The 22996-nt window shown below is 42.8% G+C and carries 17 protein-coding genes; 14 read left to right on the top strand and 3 right to left on the bottom strand.

Annotated elements, in window-relative coordinates; genetic code table 11:
* The first annotated feature begins 99 nt into the window (after positions 1-99).
* From AOG26_RS12845 to AOG26_RS12835, 3 genes are all read left to right on the top strand, one after another.
* Positions 100-717 (top strand): methylamine utilization protein, encoded by a 618-nt coding sequence (locus tag AOG26_RS12845; protein WP_054562849.1) that lies wholly within the window; start codon positions 100-102, stop codon positions 715-717.
* Positions 704-1933 (top strand): hypothetical protein, encoded by a 1230-nt coding sequence (locus AOG26_RS12840; RefSeq protein ID WP_054562848.1) that lies wholly within the window; start codon positions 704-706, stop codon positions 1931-1933. Before AOG26_RS12845 ends, AOG26_RS12840 begins: the two co-directional genes overlap by 14 nt.
* Before the next feature lie 74 nt (positions 1934-2007).
* Entirely contained in the window at positions 2008-3609 is a 1602-nt protein-coding gene (locus AOG26_RS12835) for a methyl-accepting chemotaxis protein (RefSeq protein WP_054562847.1), read from the top strand.
* A 57-nt stretch (positions 3610-3666) separates the two neighbouring features.
* Here the strand turns inward: AOG26_RS12835 and speE are convergent, their stop codons facing one another.
* Positions 3667-4530: a polyamine aminopropyltransferase gene (gene speE / locus AOG26_RS12830; RefSeq protein ID WP_054562846.1), complete on the bottom strand. Its 864-nt coding sequence runs from the start codon at positions 4528-4530 to the stop codon at positions 3667-3669.
* Between the two features lie 198 nt (positions 4531-4728).
* Here speE and speA point away from each other — a divergent pair, with 198 nt between their 5' ends.
* The 4 genes from speA to AOG26_RS12810 are packed head-to-tail and all read left to right on the top strand — an operon-like array spanning position 4729 to position 9708.
* Positions 4729-6609 carry a biosynthetic arginine decarboxylase gene (gene speA / locus AOG26_RS12825; protein WP_054563033.1) on the top strand — a complete coding sequence of 627 codons (1881 nt, stop codon included), beginning with the start codon at positions 4729-4731 and terminating at the stop codon, positions 6607-6609.
* Positions 6610-6630: 21 nt separating this feature from the next.
* The gene (locus tag AOG26_RS12820) at positions 6631-7509 is read left to right on the top strand and encodes an acyltransferase (protein ID WP_054562845.1); all 879 of its coding nucleotides are present in this window, start codon (positions 6631-6633) and stop codon (positions 7507-7509) included.
* 28 nt (positions 7510-7537) lie between these two features.
* The gene (locus tag AOG26_RS12815) at positions 7538-8461 is read left to right on the top strand and encodes an acyltransferase (protein ID WP_054562844.1); all 924 of its coding nucleotides are present in this window, start codon (positions 7538-7540) and stop codon (positions 8459-8461) included.
* Positions 8458-9708 carry a mechanosensitive ion channel family protein gene (locus tag AOG26_RS12810; protein ID WP_054562843.1) on the top strand — a complete coding sequence of 417 codons (1251 nt, stop codon included), beginning with the start codon at positions 8458-8460 and terminating at the stop codon, positions 9706-9708. Before AOG26_RS12815 ends, AOG26_RS12810 begins: the two co-directional genes overlap by 4 nt.
* A gap of 6 nt (positions 9709-9714) precedes the next feature.
* Here the strand turns inward: AOG26_RS12810 and chrA are convergent, their stop codons facing one another.
* On the bottom strand, positions 9715-10845 hold the full coding sequence (chrA, locus tag AOG26_RS12805; protein WP_054562842.1) for a chromate efflux transporter: 1131 nt from the start codon (positions 10843-10845) through the stop codon (positions 9715-9717).
* A gap of 123 nt (positions 10846-10968) precedes the next feature.
* Here chrA and AOG26_RS12800 point away from each other — a divergent pair, with 123 nt between their 5' ends.
* Together AOG26_RS12800 and AOG26_RS12795 are read left to right on the top strand one after the other, a co-directional pair.
* Positions 10969-11748, top strand: a complete 780-nt coding sequence (locus AOG26_RS12800) for a substrate-binding periplasmic protein (protein ID WP_082401673.1) — start codon at positions 10969-10971, stop codon at positions 11746-11748.
* Between the two features lie 80 nt (positions 11749-11828).
* Positions 11829-12461: an OmpA family protein gene (locus AOG26_RS12795; protein ID WP_054562840.1), complete on the top strand. Its 633-nt coding sequence runs from the start codon at positions 11829-11831 to the stop codon at positions 12459-12461.
* 61 nt (positions 12462-12522) lie between these two features.
* Here the strand turns inward: AOG26_RS12795 and AOG26_RS12790 are convergent, their stop codons facing one another.
* Positions 12523-14295, bottom strand: a complete 1773-nt coding sequence (locus AOG26_RS12790) for an ABC transporter transmembrane domain-containing protein (protein WP_054562839.1) — start codon at positions 14293-14295, stop codon at positions 12523-12525.
* Positions 14296-14372: 77 nt separating this feature from the next.
* Between AOG26_RS12790 and AOG26_RS12785 the strand changes: the two genes are divergently transcribed.
* The 5 genes from AOG26_RS12785 to AOG26_RS12765 all read left to right on the top strand — a co-directional run bounded on the left by AOG26_RS12785 (position 14373) and on the right by AOG26_RS12765 (position 22996).
* Entirely contained in the window at positions 14373-14777 is a 405-nt protein-coding gene (locus AOG26_RS12785; RefSeq protein ID WP_054562838.1) for a DUF3224 domain-containing protein, read from the top strand.
* A 1-nt stretch (position 14778) separates the two neighbouring features.
* Positions 14779-14958, top strand: coding sequence for a DUF4177 domain-containing protein (locus AOG26_RS12780; protein WP_054554414.1), 180 nt, complete (start codon positions 14779-14781; stop codon positions 14956-14958).
* Complete coding sequence (locus AOG26_RS12775; RefSeq protein ID WP_054562837.1) at positions 14958-15575, top strand: LysE family translocator; 618 nt, start codon at positions 14958-14960, stop codon at positions 15573-15575. Before AOG26_RS12780 ends, AOG26_RS12775 begins: the two co-directional genes overlap by 1 nt.
* A gap of 187 nt (positions 15576-15762) precedes the next feature.
* The gene (locus tag AOG26_RS12770) at positions 15763-18657 is read left to right on the top strand and encodes a TonB-dependent receptor (protein WP_054562836.1); all 2895 of its coding nucleotides are present in this window, start codon (positions 15763-15765) and stop codon (positions 18655-18657) included.
* Positions 18658-18679: 22 nt separating this feature from the next.
* A complete protein-coding gene (locus tag AOG26_RS12765) occupies positions 18680-22996 on the top strand; it encodes an alpha-1,6-glucosidase domain-containing protein (RefSeq protein WP_054562835.1) in 4317 nt (1438 codons plus the stop codon).

The raw sequence follows: 22996 nt of genomic DNA, 5'->3' as shown, positions 1-22996 counted from the left end.
GCATAAAGTGACTTGCTGGTTAATACGAGAGATCTGCATACGTATTCAACAAAGTGAACGCGGCGATATCCAGCCCAGCACCTAAAAAGGTTTAGCAAAATGACAAGAATAACCCTCTTGCTACTACTATTGTTTAGTCAATGTTTATTGGCACAGCAAATACAGATAGTTGATAAGCAGAATCAACCTGTCAAAAATGCAGTGGTTTGGCTTAAAGGCTCAAAACAACTCACATCTCTTGATAGTCATTACACGATGAGCCAAAAAAAACGTGCCTTTGTGCCTCATGTGTTGGCAGTGCCACAAGGGGCTAATGTTGAGTTTCCTAACCTTGATTCAATCATGCACCACGTTTATTCATTTTCTAAAGCAAAGCAATTTGAGTTAAAGCTTTACCACGATAAACCAGAAAAACCGATTAACTTTGCACAATCGGGGGTTGTTGAGCTTGGCTGTAACATTCATGACTGGATGCTGGGTTACATTGTGGTTGTAGATGGGGGTATTTATGGGCAAACAGATGAGCAAGGTATGGTTGAGTTAAGCTTACCAGAAGGTAAGTTTACTTTGGCTGTTTGGCATGACCGCTTTAATGATATCAGCACACCAGAAACCATCGATATGACTAACAATGCAAAGTCATTGAGCTACCAGCTAAAACAAGCCTTATTACCAAAACTAGAATTAAGCAGTGACGAGTTTGATGATTATGAATAAATGGCAAGCTTTAGCACTGGCGAGTGTTTTTGGGTTGCCTGCAGTGGCATTTGCTGAGCATGATGGGCTGGTAACTGTTTCGGCTGTGCGTGGTGACCAACTAGCGAGCTATCAGCGCAAAGGAATTGGCTTATACCGTTATGACCAAGAGCATGATGGTGTTGTGATATCCCAAGCTATGCTGAGTAGTCGTTTTGAGTTAACGAGTGATTGGTCTGCGCATACAGTGCTTAACGCCCTTCCTGATCCTGAACTAACAGTCGGTTTTACTCAGGCTTACTTACAATATCAACCGCTCACTGCAAGTCGTTACAAATGGGCTGTTAAAGCGGGTGGCTTTTATCCAAAAATGTCACTTGAAAACCCACAAAGTGGTTGGATGTCACCTTATAACTATACTAATTCTGCGATTAATAGCTGGATTGGCGAAGAGTTGCGGGCCTTTGGTTTAGAGGCAAACATCAAGCGCCCAGGTAGAAAATTTAGAAGTAACCATAGCTTTGAAGGCTTTGCTGCGGTTTTTAAAGGTAACGATCCAGCTGGAACACTACTGTCATGGCGAGGGTTCGCTATGCATGACCGGCAAACCACGTTCAACGAACAAATCGACTTTGCTATTCCACATTCTTTTGAGTGGATGCAGTTAGAAAAGCAAGCTGAGTATGTTGAGCCTTTCGAAGAAGTCGATGGGCGCTTTGGTTATTACGTCGGTGCACATTGGGATTATCAAAAAAAATCGCAATTACGTGTTTATTATTATGACAACAATGGCGATCCAGGTGCGTTGAATACCCGTACTGGTCAGTATGCGTGGGATACACGTTTTTTAAGCGCGGCATGGTTATATAAGTTTAATAAGCAAACCCGCATTATTGTTCAGATCCTTGATGGTAAAACTGCGATGGGTACAAATCGTGGGGTAGACAATGATTTTTATAGTCATTTTGTTCTATTAAGTCACAAGTTGGACCAGCATCGTCTCACAATTAGGTATGATTATTTTAAGGTTAGCGATCATGATGATTGGCAATTTGATCCTAATCAAAGTCGTGGAGAAGCTTTAACCGCAAGTTGGCGTTATCAACTGTCGACCAAGTGGCAAGTAGGTGCTGAATATTCAGTGCTGAGCAGTGACGCTCAAAATAGACCCAGTATGGGATTTAATGAGCATAACTCGCAGCAGCAATTACAACTTTCAGCGAGCTGGCACTTTTAATTTCATACACTTTTTCAGTTTTTCTACTAACATTCTAATGAACGTGCTGATTAGAATTTGAATTAGGATAATGTATGAAGTTACAAAGCATTCGCGTCAAAAGTTCTTTGCCTATTGTGCTACTCGGCATTGCTATCGTCATTTTAATTGCTGGCTATACCTATCTAATTAACCTTCAAAAAGAAGCGATTGATGCACAGTCAGAACGCTTCTTAAATGCGGTCTCTGTGGTTGTTAATGCTGACCGAGACCTATACCAAGCTAAAGTGGCAGAGCTGCAACTCGTTACCCTAATGAAAGGGGATAAAGGCCAACTTACTGACCATCAAGAAAATGCCGAACAGGTTAAAGACCGTTTCAAGCAATATTTATCTTATATGTCGCCATATTCTGAGGTGACTGGTCAGTTTCGTAACTTTGATAGCGCATTTGACGCTTGGTATGCAGCATCAACAGCTCATATTAATAACCCAGCAAATGCTTCACAAAAACAAGCGTCTGAGCAAAGCTTTTCAGCACTACGTGATATTTTAGATAAAGCCGGAGAAGCGGCAGACAAAACCTCTCAAGCAGAGACAGAAAAGCTGATGGATAAAGTAATAGGCTTTAAAGTGATGCTTATGGTGATGATTGCTGTGGTTTTAGCTGTTGCTGGTTGGTTTAGTTATTTTGTGCCGCGCCAGCTTACAAAACAAATTAACTTTGTCACAGAGCGGATTAACGAGATAGCCTCTGGAGATGGTGATTTAACAGGTCGTATCAATGTTAAAACGCAAGATGAATTTGCCGAGTTAGCAACTGCATTTAATCGCTTTTTAGATAATCTGCAGCAGTTAATCAAAGATATTTTAGAGCAAGCGAAAGAGCTACATAATCTAGGCAACGATTTAGATAACTTTGCAAATCAAAACCATCAAGTTAACCAAAAGCTTAGCCAAGCATCTGAGTCTATAGTCAGTGCTGTACATGAAATGAGTGTAGCAAGTCGCGAAGTAGCTAATGTGGCGCAAAACTCATCTCACGAAGCCGATAATTCGCAGCAGCTAGCTAAACAAGGTTTAGCTGCGGTTGATAATTCAAGCCGTAAAATTATTGCGCTATCAGACAACATGGAGCATGCCAGCCAGCGTTCAACTGAGTTACAACAAAGCTCAGACAACATTGCTAAAGTGCTTGAAGTTATTCGTGCTATTGCTGAGCAAACTAATCTACTTGCACTGAATGCAGCAATTGAAGCGGCCCGCGCCGGAGAGCAAGGGCGAGGTTTTGCGGTAGTAGCTGATGAGGTTCGTACCCTTGCGACTCGCACGCAAGATAGCACTAATGATATTCAAACTATGGTCGAGCAGTTTGCTACAAGCGTAGAACAGTCGCTGCAAGCTATTAACAGTGGTAAGCAATATGCCGATGAAGCGGTTGAGTCATTCACACAAACCAATGATGTGCTTAACTCAATGCAAGAGTCATCAGTTAAGGTAAATGATATGGCGATGCAGACAGCGCAAGCGACTGAAGAGCAAACTGCTGTGGCAGATGAAATTAGCCAAAATTTATCAGACTTAAATGACCAAACCCAACAAGGGGGCGGCTTAGCAAGTTCAACACAAGAAGTGGCTAATCGTATGAACCAACTCACTGATGAGCTCAATCATTTAGTGAATCGATTTAAAGTCTAATTATAAACCAACAAAAAAGGGCTCAATGAGCCCTTTTTTACATCTAGCTAAAAACGCTTACTTTTTCTCAAAAGCACGTTTCATATAATTTGGTGTCGCTAATGCGCCGTGGTGAATACCTGCATTATAGTACTCTGTGCTTTGCGCCAGTGTATTTGCATCATCTTCACGAAACCCTGCGAATGCTTCTGACTTACGAGCAAGGGTTACTGACCATAAACCGCTTGGGTAAATTGGCTGTGGGAAAGGCAGCGTTTGTAGGTCAACAAAACCCACTTCTGTCATTGCATCACGCATTTCTACTAATAGTGGCATATGCATAAGTGGTGATTCACTTTGCTGAATTAAGATGCCACCCGGGCGAAGTGCAGTTAAACAGCTAGTATAGAAAGCGTGGTTGAATAAACCTTCGCCCGGACCAACTGGATCTGTACCATCAACAATTACTACATCGATTGATTCTGGCGCTGCTTCACGCATGTACTTGATGCCGTCGTCAAACATCACTGTTGCGCGAGGATCTTGGTTTGATTCACACAGCTCAGGGAAGTATTTAAGTGACATTTGTGTCACGACTTCGTCGATATCAATTTGCGTTACGCTCTCAACACCTGGGTGTTTTAAAACTTCGCGTAAAGTACCGCAGTCACCACCACCAATGATCACAACATTTTTTGGATTTGGGTGTGCAAGCAATGCCGGATGGCTGATCATCTCGTGATAAAAAAAGTTTTCACGGCTACTTACCATAGTACAACCGTCAATAATCATCAGATTACCGAAGTCAGTTGTTTCGTACATTTCTACTTTTTGAAATGGCGATTGCTGTTCATCAAGCTTTTTAGTAATGCGTAACGAAAAGGCACTACCATCACGGTCACTAATTTCAGTGAACCAGTTGTTTTGATCTAAATTAGCCATCTTGCTTATACACTTTTGGTTAATGGTAAAAAAGGGGGGCAATTTTGCCAGTGCTTGACCAATTGCTCAATCAAATTTTAATCAGTATAGCGAATATTTTTTATCACTTTGGCATATAGCGCAATTTTTGTTAGCGTGGTCAGCCCTAGCGTATTAAAATGTGCGTTTATATTTAATGAAATTACAGAAGATATTGCCATGACTTGGGGTTTAGACAAAGCACGCGATACATACAATGTTGCTCATTGGAGTGACGGTTACTTTGACATTAACGCACAAGGTGAGCTGGTGGCTTACCCTGATGGCGATCAAACAAAAGCTGCGGTGTCTTTATCTGAACTAACCGAGCAATTCAAAAAGCAAGGTCTTACTTTACCTGTACTAGTACGCTTTACCGACATTTTACAAAATCGTGTTGATACCCTAACGAGTGCTTTTACCAAAGCCTGTAATGCCCGTGAATATCAAGGTAGTTATACCTGTGTTTACCCAATCAAGGTTAATCAGCAGCGCTCTGTGGTTAGTAAACTACTTGCTCACCCAAGTGGTTTAGTCGGCCTTGAAGCCGGCTCAAAGCCCGAGCTTATGGCGATTTTAGGTGTAGCACAAGAGCCAATTACCATTGTTTGTAATGGCTACAAAGACAGTGAGTTTTTACGTTTAGCCTGTATCGGTCAAGGCATGGGCCATAAGGTTCATATTGTTGTAGAAAAACTGTCTGAACTAACCACCTTATTGGCTGAAATTGATGACTTAGGTATTGAGCCATCAATCGGTATTCGCATTCGCTTAAACTCGGTTGGTAAGGGCAAATGGCAGAATACCGGTGGCGAAAAAGGCAAGTTTGGTTTAACTGCAGGCCAAGTGCTTTCTGCTGTTGAGCTACTTAAGTCACGTAATAAACTCCATTTAATGCAATTGGTGCATTTCCATATAGGTTCTCAAATTGCCAATATCCGTGATATTCATCGAGCACTGCGTGAATGTGCCCGCCATTTTGCAGAGTTAACACAGTTAGGCGTGCCACTTAATACAGTTGATGTTGGTGGCGGTTTAGGTGTTGACTATGAAGGGTCTGGTTCACGTAGTTCGTGTTCGATGAACTACAGTGTTGAAGAGTATGCACGTAATGTAGTGAATGCATTTGCTGAAGTATGCCAACAACATGATCTTAACCACCCAGCCATTATTACTGAATCTGGCCGTGCGTTAACTGCGCACCACGCAGTATTAATTACAGATGTTATTGATGTTGAGCGTGCACCTAACCATGCGAATCCAACGGCGCCTGAGGCTGACAGCGTATTAGTGTTAGATGAAATGTGGCAGTGCTTACAGCGTTTAACGCCGCGAATGGCACTAGAAATTTATCATGATGCAATGCATCTATTTAGTGAAGCCCATGACCAATATGTGCATGGCCTACTCACTATGCTTGAATGGGCAAAGCTCGAGCAGCTGTATTTCACCATTTTACACCGTGTTCGAGCATCTCTCAGCGAGAATGCCCGTGCCCACCGTGAAGTGTTAGATGATTTAAACGAAAAGCTGGCCGATAAGCTATTTGTTAATTTCTCATTATTCCAATCACTGCCAGATGTTTGGGGTATTCAGCAGTTATTCCCAGTAATGCCAGTAGAAAACCTTCATCAGCCATTAACGCAACGCGCTATTATTCAAGACATTACCTGTGACTCTGATGGACAAATTCGTAACTATGTTGAAGGTACAGGTATTGAGAGCAGCTTACCTATTCCTGAGTACAAGCAAGGTCAGCAATACCACATTGCGATGTTCTTAGTGGGTGCGTATCAAGAAATTTTAGGTGATTTACATAACCTGTTCGGTGACACAGATTCAGTGCATGTTGAGCTTACTGAAGCGGGTTATCAGCTGACTAACGCAATTAAAGGTGACAGCGTTAAGGACGTATTAAAGTTTGTTGATTATGATAGCGACATTCTTGCTGAAAACTTTGCAAAACGGGTTAACTCACTGGCAATTGATGAGCAATCTAAGGCACAATATTTGTCAGAACTAAATGCAGGCCTTGCTGGCTATACGTATTTTGAAGATTAAGCATTAAAGGAATAAGTAGTAATGTCCATGATCCGTTGTGTGTTCAGTTTTATATTTTACACCCTCAATACACTTTTTTGGTTTGTGCCCATCTTTATTTGTGGCGTGATTAAACTGATCCCAATTAAGCCATTGCAAAAAGTAATGAGTTGGATTGCTAAGCAATGCGCTACTATGTGGGTGAGTTGCAACAGCATCAACCAAAACATATTTGCTTCATATAAGCTAAACGTGACAGGTCTTGAGCAACTAAAAGCGAAAGACTGGTACTTGGTGATCGCAAATCATCAAAGCTGGGTAGATATCGTTGTAATGCAACGCGTGTTTAATCGCCGCATACCGTTTTTAAACTTTTTCTTGAAAAAAGAACTGATCTACGTTCCTTTTTTAGGTCTTGCTTGGTGGGCATTGGATTTCCCATTTATGACTCGCACGAGTAAAGCTCAGTTAAAGAAAAACCCTAAATTGCGTGGTAAAGACTTAGAAACCACGCGCAAAGCCTGTGAAAAATTCAAAGAAATGCCAGTAAGTATCGTTAACTTTGTTGAAGGTACGCGTTTTACACCGCAAAAGCACTCGCGCCAAAATAGTCCTTTTGAGCACTTATTAAAGCCAAAAGCGGGTGGTGTTGCGTTTGTTATGCAAGCAATGGGTGAGCAAATTTCCAAAGTGGTCAATGTCACTATTCATTACCCTGGTGGTATTCCTAGCTTTGTAGATTTTGCCAGTGGTCGTGTAAAAGAAGTCGAAGTGCGAGTAGAAGTGATGGAAGTAAGCCCTAATTTAATCGGTGATTACACCGGTGATGCTGAGTTTAGAGTTAACTTTCAAGCTGAATTAAACCGCATTTGGAATGAAAAAAACCAGCAGCTAGCCGAGTTAGAAGCAAAAACACAGTAGTATTGCTAACGCAGTCGAGAGCACACTTATGTTAAAGAAATTTTTACCAAATTGGTTAACAGGCGTTCTAGTTAGCATTGTCTTGTTTGCTAATGTAATCATTTGGGGCACGCTTGTGCTGCTGTTTGGTGTGCTTAAATTAATACTGCCATTTAAAGTGGTTAGCGACATTCTTCATGCGGCCTATCGCGGTTGGTGTAAAGGTAACCGCTTGGCTTTGTGGTTAGGTTGCCCCACAATCGATATTGATATTAAAGGCAAAGTCAGTACAGATGGTTGGTACTTACTTATCTCTAATCACATGAGTTGGTTAGACATTGTTGTTCTAAGTGCGATTGATGTTTTACCCGCGCCAAAGTTCTTTTTAAAAGATGAGCTGAAGTATGTGCCATTCATTGGCACCGGCGCGTGGGCCATGGGTATGCCTTTCATGAAACGTGTTAGCAAAGCACAGCTGGCAAAAAACCCTAAGCTGAAAGGTCTCGATGTTGAGCGCACTAAGCGCAGTTGCCGCGACTTCCGTAATCACCCGACAACCATTATCAACTTTGTTGAAGGTACGCGCTTTACATGCCAAAAACACAAAAAACAAAATAGTCCGTTTACTTATCTTTTAAAACCTAAAGCGGGCGGTATTGCATTTGCCCTTGAGGTGTTAGGCGAACAGTTTGATGCATTATTAAATACCTCGATTATTTACCAAGGCGAGGGCGATCATATTTGCCGTAACCTGATGCGTGGCCGCCTTAATGTGATCAAAGTTGAAATGCACGTACAAGCAATTAGCGCAGAGATGATTGGTGATTATCAGCATGACCGTGCATTTAGAACGGCTTTTCAACAACATATTAATGAGTTATGGTTGCAAAAAGACGCTCAGCTACTAACTTATCATCAAGCCCAACAAGCTGAGTACATTGCCAACATCAATAAAGAGGTTGAAACCCCATGAAGCAAACTCACCTGCAAGAGCTGGTGATGCCTTGGTTTGAATCAATGCCAGATGCGGCGCTGTTAAGTGCATTAACTGCTACAGCGATTGGCGTTGGCTCATTACTATTAATTTATATGTTTACCCGTCGACTGCTGCTGCCGGGTATTCAAAAGGTTGTTACACGCCTGTCTCCAGAGCGCATAGGTGCGCTTACTCCAATGCTCAATAAACTGAATCGGCGTTTTGCGGGGATATTGTGCTGCGTACTGTATTTGGCAACCTTTGATTATGTGTATCCAGTTCATGATGTCGCTGCGTTGGTTTTGAAAACCGTAGGCCAAGTGGCATTGATCATTTATGGTGGCTTCATTTTAAGTAGTGTGGTGAGCATTGCTGGTGGCATTTATAACCAACTTGATTTTGCCCGCGATATTCCGATTCAGGGCTTGATACAGGTTGTTAAACTTATCACATTTATGGTTTGCGCCATTCTCATTGTGAGTATTTTGCTCGAAAAGTCACCAACTTATATTCTCTCTGGCTTTGGTGCGATAGCGGCGGTGACCTTACTCGTATTTAAAGACACCATTTTGGGCTTTGTCGCCAGTATTCAAATTGCAGCTAACCGATTAGTGACTTATGGCGATTGGATCCAAGTGGATAGCTATGGCGCGGATGGCGAGGTTATCGACCTTGGTTTAAATACGGTAAAAGTACGTAACTGGGATAACACCATTACAACCATTCCGACTTATATGCTGGTTGCTGGGTCATTTAAAAACTGGCGTGGCATGCAAGAGTCGGGTGGTCGTCGTATCAAGCGTTCTTTAAACATTGATATGAATAGTATTCGTTTGGTTGATGATGCGTTTCGAGAGCAAATTGATGCTGCTATTCCACTTAACGACTATATTCGTGTTTCAAGCTTGCCCGATCCGGTGACAAACCTTGGCTTGTTCCGTCGTTATGCTGAAGGTTACTTAAAGCAACATGAGAAAATTAATCGTGATTTGACCTTAATGGTGCGTGAGCTACAGCCGATGAATCACGGCTTACCTATTGAGTTTTACTGCTTTAGTGAAGATAAGCGTTGGATTTCATACGAGCACTTGCAAGCAGAGATCATGGATCACCTGCTTGCTGTGTTGCCAATCTTTGGACTTAGACCATATCAAAGTGTTACTGGGCAGTTAAATACAAGCGAAGCTCAAACAGGGCTAAAACCAAGTATCAAGGTTGCTAACCCTGTGCGCGAAAAAACTTAAAACTGACTAACTAGCTAGCACGCTCAGTGCAATAAAGCCTAACAATAGCCACCAAATAGGTGGCTTTGCCATTCTTAGCCACGTAAATGCTGCAATGACTAAAGCTACTTGCCACAAATTTTGCACTGCCGATTGCCAAATAGGTGAATAAAGGGCGGCAGCTAAAAAACCCACAACAGCCGCATTTAGCGCTGCAATACTGCCCGCAAAGCGAGGCTTATCAGCCAGTTGTAGCCAGCTTTTCATAAAGGCTAGCATCAATAAAAAGCCCGGTAAGAAAATCATGATGGTCGCGACAATGGCACCTAAAAGTGGTGTATTCGGCGACACTTGTGCGCCTAAGTATGTAGCTATTGTGAACATCGGTCCAGGTATGGCCTGAGCACTGGCATAAGCAGATAAAAACTGCTCGGTTTCAAGGCTCGGCACGCCAGCTTGTAAAATGGGTAACACAACGTGGCCGCCACCAAAGACCATAGCGCCAGTTTGGTAAAATGGGGCAAACAAAGAAAACCCTTCGCCTAAAGGTAAAAAGCTGATCAGTAACAAGACTGTAAATAAAAAAAGCGGTAACCAAGCAATTTTCACAGGTTTATGTTCTTGGTTCTCTGGCAGTTTAAGCTGAGGATAAAACCAACCTATGGCTGCAGCTGCAATCAGCACGAGAATCTGGCTTGATAGCTGTGAGAACACAATCAGTGCAATCGTGCTCAATACCGCGATTAGCTTATGTAAGTGGTTTTTGCAAAAGCTCATTGCCATACTGTAGGTCGCATCCGCAACAATCACCACAGCAAAGAGCTTAAGCCCGGCAATCACTGCAAAGTAAATATCACCAAATTGATGAGCACTAAGAGCCAAAAAAAACATAATCAAAAATGAGGGCAGGGTAAAACCAATAAAAGCACATAGGCCGCCTAATATGCCCCCTTTTTCAACCCCCATAGCAAAGCTAACTTGGCTTGAACCAGGGCCTGGTAATGCTTGGCTTAGGCTTATCAATTGCGCATAGCGCTCAGCAGTGAGCCATTTTAAGTTATCAACAAAGTGGCGCTTAAAATAACCAAGGTGTGCCGCAGGACCGCCAAAGCTCATACAGCCTAATAAAAAGAATTGTTTAAAGATGAAAAATAACATTACTGTTGCCGTTACAGGATGATTGTTTCTATTATGACAAAATTGTATGACATTTTTGTGGTTTTTATGACACAAGGCCGTCTACAATATAGAGAACGAGTGAACGTAGTTATGAGTATCACTATGAAACGCTATATTACCAGTTTATTGTTATTACTTTGCAGCAGCTTTGCACTTGCAACCTCTTTTGAGAAAGTTGTGGTGGCTGTTGATCATGCGCCTCCTTATGGCATGGTCTCTGAAGATGGTAGAGTCAGTGGCGCAATAGTGGATATTATGCGTGAAATGCAGCGTACCTTGCCTATCAAGCTTGAGTATGTCGCTTGCCCGTTTTCTCGTTGTTTAAAAATGCTCGAGCAAAATGAGCTAGATGTAATGGGCGGGCTTATTCGCACAGAAGCGCGTGAGCAAAAAATGCAGTTTCTTACTCCACCATACATGATGCTGTCATCTTCTTTTGTGTTTTATGCCAGAGCCGATAGCGAGCTTAAAATAAACAATTATCAAGACCTAGTCGGTAAGCGTATTGCGGTAATGCGAGGCGCTGCGCACTTTCCTCGTTTTGATAGCGATAAAACACTCACCAAAGTCGAAGCGTTAAGCGAACATAATGCTTTTGATATGTTATTAAAGGGCCGCGTTGAGTTGGTAATTGCTGTTGAAACCACAGCTGATCATGCCTCAGTGTTTTTGCAGCGACCTTCGCAAGATATCGTAAAAATGCCTTATCGCTATAAAGATGTTATTTATGGTCACATTGCCCTTAGTAAGCAGTTTGCAAGCTCGGGTTTAGCCGAAAAAATTCAAGAACGCCTCAATACGTTAGTCCTCAATGGCCGTTTAACAGAATTGGTCAAAAGTTATAACTTACCTCCGGTTACTGCTGTAGCAATCGATAAGTAACCCATTCTTCATAGTTTGTTCATAGACGCTCATTCATAATTGTTAACAATTCAATTTGAATAATTGCCATGGAGAGATACATGACTTTTACAAAATCAGTTTTAACAGTGGGCGTATTAGCCGTTCTATTAACAGGTTGTGAGACTACGAATACAGGTAAAGGCGCTGCGATTGGTGCTGCTACAGGTGCAGTACTAGGTAAAGCAACTGGTGACCATGACGATAAACGTATTTTCATTGGTGCGGCTATTGGTGCATTAGCAGGTGCAGCCGTTGGCGATTATATGGATAAGCAAGAAGAAGCATTTCGCGATGAGCTAGCAGGTTCAGGTGTTGAAGTGGTTCGTGAAGGCGACAATATTCGTCTAGTGATGCCATCAAATATTACCTTTGCAACTGATCAATCTTATATTTCTTCTGGCTTTCATAGCACCCTAGACGCAATTGCTAAAGTAATGAATAAATACGAAAAAACCTACTTAAGCGTTGAAGGTCATACCGACAGCACAGGTAAAGATAGCTACAATATGACGTTATCTCAACAACGTGCGCAAAGCGTAAAAGATTACTTAGTTAATCATCAGATTATGTCTGCACGTATCAGCACGCGAGGCTATGGTGAAACACGTCCTGTGGCGAGCAATGACTCAGCAAATGGCCGAGCTTTAAACCGCCGCGTAGAAATTCAGATCGTACCGAATACACAAGGTTAGATTTTATATCTAGATTTGTGGTCAGGTTTGATATGCCCTTTCAAACCTGACATTTCCCTTCTTAATCTCGATTAAACTGTAATTCGCACAATTGTTTATACAATGGGTTAGTCTCAAATAATTGCTGATGCGTACCCGTTGCAATAATTTCTCCTTTATCCATCACGACAATCACATCGGCGTGTTTAACTGTGGCTAAACGATGGGCAATAATCAGTGTTGTTCTGTCTTTCATTAAATGCTCAAGGGCAGCTTGTACATGAAACTCACTTTGTGCGTCGAGTGCACTGGTTGCTTCATCAAGCAATAAAATGGCAGGGTCTTTTAATATTGCGCGCGCTAGTACTATACGTTGTTTTTGCCCACCTGAGAGCCTAACACCTTGCTCCCCTAAAAAGCTGTGGTAACCATCTGGTAGTTGCTTAATAAACTCATCGGCATGGGCATATTTAGCCGCAGCATATACTTGCTCGTCGCTGGCGCTTGGGTTGCCATAACGTATGTTATGCATTACGTCTGAGCTAAATAAAATTGGGTTTTGTGCCACCATCCCCATTTGCTGGCGTAAGCAATCAAGAGAAAGTGCTTTTATGTTTATTCCTGCCAGCGAAATACTCCCAGAACTTGGGTCATAAAAGCGCTGTAGTAATTCAAACAACGTTGTTTTACCAGCGCCTGATGGGCCAACGATTGCAACAGTTTGCCCCTGTTTTACTTGTAAATTCAGCGCATTTAAAGCGGCTTTATCTGGCCTTGAAGGGTAATGAAAAGACACATCATTAAACTGGATAGCAGGGTGATTAAGCTTGTTTTCCTCAAGTTGTGCATCATGATTTGTATCTGGACTTTTTATCATGCTTTCAACGGCGAGTAGCTCTAATAATCGTGCAGCTGCACCTGCTGCTCTTTGCAACTCACCGTACACTTCGGCAACGGTTGCTACAGACATCGCCACCATAATCGCATAAAACACGAAAGCACCTAGCTCACCACCAGTCATGGTGCCAGCTAATACGTCGCTGCCACCGACCCACAGCATCACGCTAATGGCACTAAAGGTCAGAAATATTACCGCTGCAATCAAAAACGAGCGCTGTTTGATACGGCTCTTCGCTACTTGAAACGCCTTGTTGGTTTCTTCGCTAAATGCGGCTTTTTCACGCTCTTCGTGACTATAACTTTGCACGACTTTAATATTTTGTATGATCTCACCAGCATAGGTGCTGATATCGGCAATGGCATCTTGGCTTGAGCTTGCCAGCTTTCTCACTTTTCGGCCAAAAATCATCATCGGCAGTAGTACCACGGGTACGCAGGCAACAACCACAAGAGTTAGCTTTAGGTTGGTGATAAGTAGCATAGCCAAGCCACCAATCAGCATTAAGCTACTGCGTAATGCCATCGAAAAAGAGGAGCCAATGATAGATTGCAACAAGGTGGTATCGGTGGTTAGTCGCGACATCAGTTCGCCGCTGCGGTTTTCTTCAAAGTAGCTTGGGTGTAATGTAACGATGCAATCAAACACGGCTTTACGGATATCGTTACTGACTCGCTCACCAATCCACGACATTAAATAAAAGCGACAAAAAGTACCTACAGCCAATAAGCTTATTAAACCAATCAATACCATCACCGCTTGTTGAAGCTGAGCTTGTGAGCCTGCAATAAAGCCATGGTCGATAACAAATTTAACGCCTTGTCCGAGTGACAAGTTAACACCGGCCGTAAGCAGCAAGGCGCCAAGGGCTGCAAACACCATCCATTTATAGGGTTTTATAAAAGCTAAAATCGGTAACAGGCTACTAAATGCGGCCTTTTCTTTATTGTTAGACATGCTAGATTCTTGTTGGTGAATAGGGTATAGATATGGTTATCAATGCTCTAAAAATCAACAGTTATTAAGGGATTAGTATGGAATCTACAACGATCAGTGGTCAATTCACCGTAAAGTTAAACCCAATTGGCGGCTATGCCACAGGGCAAGATGGCGTAAATTTGGGACGCATGTCGATTGATAAACAGTTTTCAGGTCCGTTAGAGGCAACAAGCCAAGGCGAAATGCTCAGTGCCATGACTGCAACTCAGGGCAGTGCAGGTTATGTAGCGATTGAACAGGTCGTAGGTAGCTTAGAGGGTAAGCAAGGCAGTTTTGTACTACAACATTTTGGCACTATGGATAAAGGGGCTGACCGATTGATTTTAGAAGTGGTGCCTGACTCTGGCGCAGGAGAGCTTGAAGGTCTCTGTGGTAAAATGGCAATTCGAATTGAATCGGGTATTCATCATTATGACTTTGAATACCAACTGATGGACTAACATGCAAAAAGTAGTTGAGTTTAAAAAGAAGCGCTTTTTCGGCGGTATCGATATTGATGCATTAAATCAACGGGTGTTCGAATTAGGTCAAGCTGGCTGGCAAGTGAAAACAATCACCACTGCCACTGGGGTTTATGGTCAGATAACATCCGTTTTATTACTAATTGAGAATAACGAATAATGACACTAACTGAGTGGTTGAGTTTAGTTTTAATTTGCGTGATGGGGGCAATGTCGCCGGGGCCGAGTTTAGCTGTGGTTTTAAAACACAGCTTACATGGCGGTATGAAGAACGGCATGTTAGCGGCGTTGAGCCACGGTATTGGGGTTGGCTTTTATGCATGTGCCTCGTTACTAGGTTTAGGTGCGCTGATGACTCAGTTACCAACGCTTTATCAAGTGCTGGTCTATGGTGGTGCAGCCTATCTCGCATATTTGGGTATTCGTATTCTGTTAGCTAAATCCAGCTCGCAAACACTGAATGTTGAGCAGACTAAGCCTAGCCCTCGCAGCGCGCTGCAAGATGGCTTTGCTATTGCCTTTTTAAACCCAAAACTTGCGGTATTCTTTTTAGCACTGTTTTCGCAATTTATTGACCCTGAGAACCTGACTTTGCAAGTTGGTTTAATCATGTGTTTAACGGTATTTGTGCTTGATACAGGCTGGTATCTACTTGTTGCACTGTTAACCGAAATATCAAAAAAGCGTTTTGGTTTCACCAAGACAAATCCATGGCTCGAAAAATTGCTAGGGGTGATCTTTATTGCCTTAGCTGTTCGTGTTGTTATTACCCTATAAATCCCTCTATATTGCGATTACATCACTAATAAAAAAGGGTTGTGATCGCTGCTCTCCCCAGCAACCTCCTATTGCATACGTATTCATCACACAATATTTACCTTTTGGTTACACTTTATTGGTTGTTTTTTGACAACAACAATAACCACAAATACAACACCTCCAACGACAACAGGGTGGAAATCCAATGGGGAAATTCAAGCTAAGTGCGCTTATGCTGGCTTTAGTGGCAGCAAATAGTGCAATAGCGGCGACGGAAGAAGAACGCACATCAGCAAAGGAAATCGATCCTGAGCTAGAAGTAATCGAAGTGCGCGGCTTTAGTCGCAGCTTAATTCAATCATTAAATCAAAAACGCTTTAGCGACACTGTCTCTGAGCAACTATCAGCTGATGACTTAGGGGCATTACCTGATGTGTCTATGGCTGATGCATTAACACGTCTACCGGGGATCTCGGCGGTACGTACCGGTGGCCAAGCTGCCGAAATCAACATACGCGGTTTATCTGGTGGATTTGTTTTTTCGACATTAAATGGTCGAGAGCAAGTATCTACTAGTGGTAGTCGCAGTATTGAGTTTGACCAATACCCGTCAGAGTTAATCAGTTCCGCGGCGGTCTACAAGTCGCCTAAGGCCTCACTTATTGAAGGGGGCGTAGCAGGTACGGTAGAGCTACAAACAGCCAGCCCATTGGATAATGACCAGCAACACAAATTTACTGCGAATGTGCGTGGTATGTATAACGACCGTGCTTCAGAGGTATTTGATGCCACGGAGTATGGCGACCGTATTAGCTTTTCTTACCAAGGCAAGTTTCTTGACGATACGCTAGGTGTCGCAGTGGGTTACGCGCGCTTATTCCAACCAAGTGTGGCGACTCAGTTTATCGGTTTAGCATATAACGGTAATAAAGATGTTGATGGGCTAGCAAATGATACCGATGGCCCTGCAGATAACCCTGCTAATGAATACATCAGTGAAGGGTTTGAGCTTCAGCACTTAGGTGGTGAAGAAACCCGTAATGGTTATTTAACCTCAATTGAATGGGTGCCAACCGATAACTTTAAACTAAAAGGTGATGCGTTTTTATCACGTTTTGATAGCGAATCATTTGCCCGTGGTTTTCGGGTTAAGTTTGGTGGTCCGTCTGCGGTGTATGCTAACCCTGTGCTTGACGGTAATGCGGTGATTGGTGGTGCAATTAACCGCACATCAAATAGCTTTACCCGTGTTGAAATCGTTAATGATGATAACCAAGACTTTGATGAAGTAGACAGCTATGGCATTAATGCCGATTGGCAAGTTACTGAGCGTTTAAACGTCAATGCTGACGTGTCGCTATCACGTGCGAAAAGTAATTTCCGCAATGGTTTACTGTGGGCATTGGTAGCAGAAGATGCCACCGTTGAGAACCCTGTGTTCGATACCAATGTATCGCTTAACTATCAATTGAACGGCTTAAACTTGCCTGATGTAGGTTTTAACCAAGCCGACGCATTTAGCGATATTGACCGAGTTATGGTCAGTAAATACGGTATTTACCCGTATGAAAATGAAGATGAAGTAAAAGCATTTCGACTCGATTTTAAGTATGAGTTAGAGAATAACTGGTTTAGCTCAATTGAATTTGGCGCTCGTTATTCAGACCGTGAGTACAGCAATAATCGCTCTGTATTTGAATACGGTAACGATGGTGCATTCTCCTCGACTCAACCACCGCTTCGTCTTACTGATGACATGACTACAGTAGTCGATTGGCAAGGTGAGTTTAGTTATTTCCCATCATATTTAGCGATCGATTTAGATAAAGCACTCAACGCATGGTTTCCTGATGGAACTCCGCAGCCAGTACAGACCTGGGGTAACGCCGATGGTGTTGTGGATTTAGATGGTGATGGTGAGCCAAATGCGCAAGGCTATACCACTAACTACTCATGGACCATGTTACAAAGTGGCTCAGTGTATGAAGAAGTAGTGTCAGCCTATCTTATGCTTAACATTGATACTGAAATTGGCACTCTACCCGTTACAGGTAATATTGGTATTCGCCGAGTAGATACCGATCAGTCAGCGACGGTACTCGAAAACGTCGGTGGCGATCCGCAGCTAGGAGCGCAATATATTGTTGATGACAATGGCATTGTTAACGACCTTTATGCGCCAAGCGTGTTAGGCATTAAATACACAGACTACCTGCCTTCATTAAATCTGAACTTTAAAGTGAGTGACGCGACACAAATTCGTTTTGCTGCGGCAAAAGTGATGGCGCGCGCTCCGATTAACCGTTTAGCGGGTGATGCCAGTGCATCGGTTAACAATGACGGCGAAATTAACGGTTCAAGTACTAATAACCCATTCTTAAAACCTTTCTATGCTGATCAATACGATATCTCGTACGAGCAATACTTTGAAGACACCGATGGTGCACTGGTTGTTGCTGCGTTTTATAAGAATATCGACTCATTCATAGATACGGTAGCCATAGAGAACTTTGACTTTAAAGGTAATGGTTTTAACGTACCAGAATACATTGTTGACCCTGTCAGCGGTGAGCAAATCGAAACCACGAATGGGGTGTACACAACTGCGGTTAACAATGCCAAAGGCGGTTATATTCGTGGTATTGAGCTTGCCTATACGCAAGTTTTCTCTTTCTTACCCTCGCCGTTTGAAGGTTTAGGTATTAACGCCAGTTACTCGTATACCGAGAGTGAGGTGCAATCTATTACCGATTTAGGTGGTGATTCTGTGTCGCAAGACTTGCCTGGCCTTTCAAACAATGTCTTTAACGGCACACTTTTTTACAGCTATGAAAACTTTGAAACACGTTTGAATGTGCGTTATCGCGATGATTTCGTTTCAGAGCAAGTTGCTGTCAATGAGCAAGTGGTGAATTTTGATGCAGAAACGGTTGTCGATTTCCAAACGTCGTATCAGTTCACAGATTCATTCGGCATGTTATTACAAGTGAATAACTTAACCGATGAACCAACACAAAGCTACTTTGGAACAACCAGTAAAACAGGCACCACGCAATTTTTTGGTCGTCAGTTTTATCTAGGTTTTACCTATAACCATTGATCAGTAAGTTGGAGATAATAATATGAAAATAATAGCTAATTTTAGCCGCTTACTGATTGCATGTAGCATGGTATTGCTAACTGCATGTGGTGGTGGCGCTAGTAACGATATAGATTCTGGGCAAGTTTTATTGACCTGTAGTGTCCCGCAAGTTCCCAATGAAGCGGGGACTGAGTGTGTTGATCCACCACCGATTAGTTGTCCGGCACCAACGGTACCCGATGAGAATAATGAAAGCTGCGTGGTAGGCGCTGATCCCACTTTGCCTGATCCTGTGGTTTTCCCTGCAGATGACGAAGCCATCTTATTCTATAACCGCACCAGTGATGATGCCTACGAAGGTTATCGATTACACTCATGGAATAACGATGACTGTGATGCGTACGCAGCGCCGTTTGATGCCACTGATTGGGCCAATGGGCATGAATACGATGGTATTGATCCTAACTATGGCGCGTACTGGATTGTAAAACTAAAAGAAGGTTACAACGAGTGTGCTAACTTCATCGTGCATATTGGTACCGAAGGGTCTGGCAAAGCGTTTGGTGATGTTGATTTAAAAATGCCATTGATGCAGGACGATGAAAAGTTCCAACGAATGAACTTTACTATTCATGGTGAACCATCAGTATTTGAATATCCAATAGTTAGCTTAGGTGAGCGCCCGGTGAGTATTTCTGGTGCTTCAGCGCATTGGATTGATTTGTCTACTGTGATTTACCAGCCAAGTAATGAGCTGACAAGCATTATTAAATTACACTCATCAAACAGTGCTGATTTAGCTGTCGATGAAGATACCGGTGAGTTAAATGGTCAAGTGGTTGAGCTTACATCGACATCTTTAAGCGATGAACAAATCGCTAAAGTGCCGCACCTTGCTGGATGGAATGCATACCAAGGTAACTGGGATGCAGCCGCTGCAAAAGAGCTTATTAAACAACAACTGGTTGTGGCAGGCTATGATGCTGATGGCAAGCTAACAGAAGCCACTTATGTGCAAGCCGCTAAAGCCCTCGATGACTTATACACTAGTGGCGAAAGTGATGCTAATGAAGCACAACTAGGTGTGCATTACGCCAATAATGGCATTGATGTGTCGGTATGGGCGCCGACTGCAAGCAATATGAAATTAGCGCTGTATGATGCTGATAAAACAGAGCTTGAACAACTTGCTATGACCTTTGATAGCACAACGGGTATTTGGTCTAGCAATGTCGATATAAGTCACGATCGCCATTACTACCGCTTTATATTTGATGTTTATCATCCTGCGACTAAGCAAATTGAAAGCTTATGGAGCACAGATCCTTATTCATTAAACGTTTCAACCAATGGTCTATATAGCCAACTGATCAACCTTGATGATGAAGATACTAAACCAACTGGCTGGGATGAGCGTATGGTGCCAACGGTTGATTACCCTGAGCAAGCGGTCATTTACGAAGGTCATGTGCGTGATTTTAGTGTACGGGATGAAACCGTCAGTGAAGCAAACCGTGGTAAGTATCTTGCGTTTACTGAGCTTGATAGCGCACCAATGCAACACCTCAAAAAGCTGGCAGATAATGGCTTAACTCATTTCCATTTACTACCACTGACAGATATTGGCACCATTGATGAAGATGCCAGTCAGCGTGTTGATATTACTGCAACCTTAGGTGATTTATGTAGCCGCATTGACGATGATGCCGATGCATGTAAAACCGAAGATAAGAGTGCATTGATAGTTGATTTAATGGCGTCATATCTACCAGGCTCTGATGATGCTCAAGCACTTGCTAATGCAATGCGTGGTGTTGATAGCTTTAACTGGGGTTATGATCCGCATCATTTTATTGCACCTGAAGGCTCTTACGCTTCATCGCCTGAAGGTATTGCACGAGTCAAAGAGACGCGTGCGATGATCCAGTCTTTACAAGAAATAGGTTTACGTGTCGTGCTTGATGTTGTTTACAACCATACGACCTCATCAGGTGTTTGGGATAAATCAGTGTTCGATAAACTCGTTCCGGGTTATTACCACAGATACAACGAAACCTCTGGTGATATCGAGCGTTCAACCTGCTGTGAAAATACCGCTACTGAACATGTCATGATGGATAAGTTCGTTACTGACTCTATGATGATATTAGCCCGCGACTTTGGTTACGATAGCTTCCGCTTTGATGTGATGGGGCATATGCCAAAAGCCTCAATTATGGCAGCGCTTAATGCAGTGCAAGCAGTTGATCCTGATACCTACTTCTACGGTGAAGGATGGAACTTTGATGAAGTCGCAGATAACCGTTTATTTGTGCAAGCTAAACAAATGGATATGGCTGGCACAGAAGTAGGTACCTTTAATGACCGTATTCGTGAAGCAATTCGTGGTGGTGCATTCTTTAGCAATAATGCCACAGATGGCAATTTATCTGAGCAAGATACGTTGCGTTTATCACTGGCAGGTAACTTACAAAACTACATTCTTAAAGACTTCAAAGGTAATTCAGCAAAAGGCAGCAGCTTTAGTTGGGGTGGTCAGCCAGCAGCTTATGCCCTTGACCCAGCTGATAGCATTAACTATGTCTCTAAGCATGATAACGAAACACTATGGGATCAGCTGCAATATAAGCATGGTACTAACTTAAGTATTGAAGAGCGTGTGCGTGTTCACAATATGGCTTTAGCTATGCCGCTGATGAGCCAAGGTATTCCATTTATGCAAATGGGTGCTGATATGCTGCGTTCTAAATCAATGGATCGTAACAGCTATGATTCTGGTGATTGGTTCAACTTTGTTGATTTCAGTATGGATACCAATAACTGGAATGTAGGCCTACCTCCTGCGCAAGATAACCAAGCGAAGTGGGGCGAAATTGCACCTATTTCAGCAAATCCTAACGCACAAGCGATGGCAAGCGATATTGAGTACGCAAGTAATGTATTTACTGAATTCTTAGCAATTCGTAGTGCCAGCCCACTATTTAGTTTAACCACAGAGCAAGACATTTTAGACCGCGTTGGCTTCCACAATATTGGTAAGCGTCAACAGCAAGGCTTAGTCGTGATGAGTATCGATGATGGTATTGGTTTGACTGACCTAGATAGCCAATACGATGCCATTGTCGTGGTGATGAACGGTACGGAGCAAAGCTTATCGCATACAGTATCAACGGCTGCGGGTTTTGAGCTTCACCCTGTTTTAAAAGCGAGTGTTGACTCAAGTATGTCAGCAGCAAGTTTTATGGCTGGTGAAGGCGAAGGTACCTTTAATGTTCCGCCTTATACTGTAGCTGTGTTTGTGAAACCACAAGGTGATGCACAAGGTGAAGGCTTAAGTGCCGATGCGACTGTGGGTGCGCCAGATATTGTGCCATTTGGTAGCACAACAGTTTATGTTCGTGGCTCGTTAAATGACTGGGGTACGGCAAATAGCTTTGAATATGTGGGTAATGGCGAGTACAAAATTGCGATTCCTCTAACAGCAGGTAGCTATGAATTTAAAGTGGCTTCTGAAGATTGGTCTACTGTTGATTTTGGTGCGCTTTCTGCCGATGTTGCTGAGGTGATCGAAGGTGAAGATGAGCCATTGACACGCAGTGGTGCCAATATGACCTTTACGGCGGCAATGGATGCTGTTTATGTGTTCTCATTCGATGCCACAGACACCGATAACCCAGTGCTTAACGTCTACAACGAAGAGCCATTTGTTGGCACGCCAATTTATGTGCGCGGTGACTTCAATAGTTGGGATACCAGTGATGAATTAATGTACCAAGGCAAAGGTGTTTATACTTTCACTAAACAATTAACTACAGGTAGTTATAGCTTTAAGTTTGCTTCAAGTGATTGGAATACCGTCGATTATGGCTCAGGTGAAAGTAGCGCAGCAGTAACTGTAGGTACAGAAAAATTACTCGCAGTAAAAGGTTCAAACATGACCATTGATATTGCCAGCGATGGTCAATATCAGTTTGTGTTTGATGCTAGTAACCTTGAAGAGCCACTCATGACCGTATTTAATGCAGAAATGTTTGGTGACACTCAAGTCTATTTGCGAGGCAGCATGAATAATTGGGATCCAGTGGATCCGTTAATTTATACTGGCGATGCTTTATATAGTACGACACTGGCACTTGAAGTGGGAGAATATGGATTCAAAGTCGCTTCAAGTGACTGGAACACCATAAATTATGGCGGTAGTGGTGATTCACCCATCGCTATTATTGGTGAAGCGACCTTATTAGAAGCCGTTGGGGGTGATATCACCTTGAGTATTGCAGCTGCTGGCGATTATCGTTTTACAGTGCAAGGACCTGATCTGAGTAAACTAACAGTGACGGTTGAAGCAGTGGAATAG

The organism is Pseudoalteromonas sp. UCD-33C (genome assembly GCF_001306895.1).
Classification (GTDB): domain Bacteria; phylum Pseudomonadota; class Gammaproteobacteria; order Enterobacterales; family Alteromonadaceae; genus Pseudoalteromonas.
Note: the sequence above shows the minus strand (reverse complement) of the source record. Positions and strands in the feature narration are given on the sequence as shown.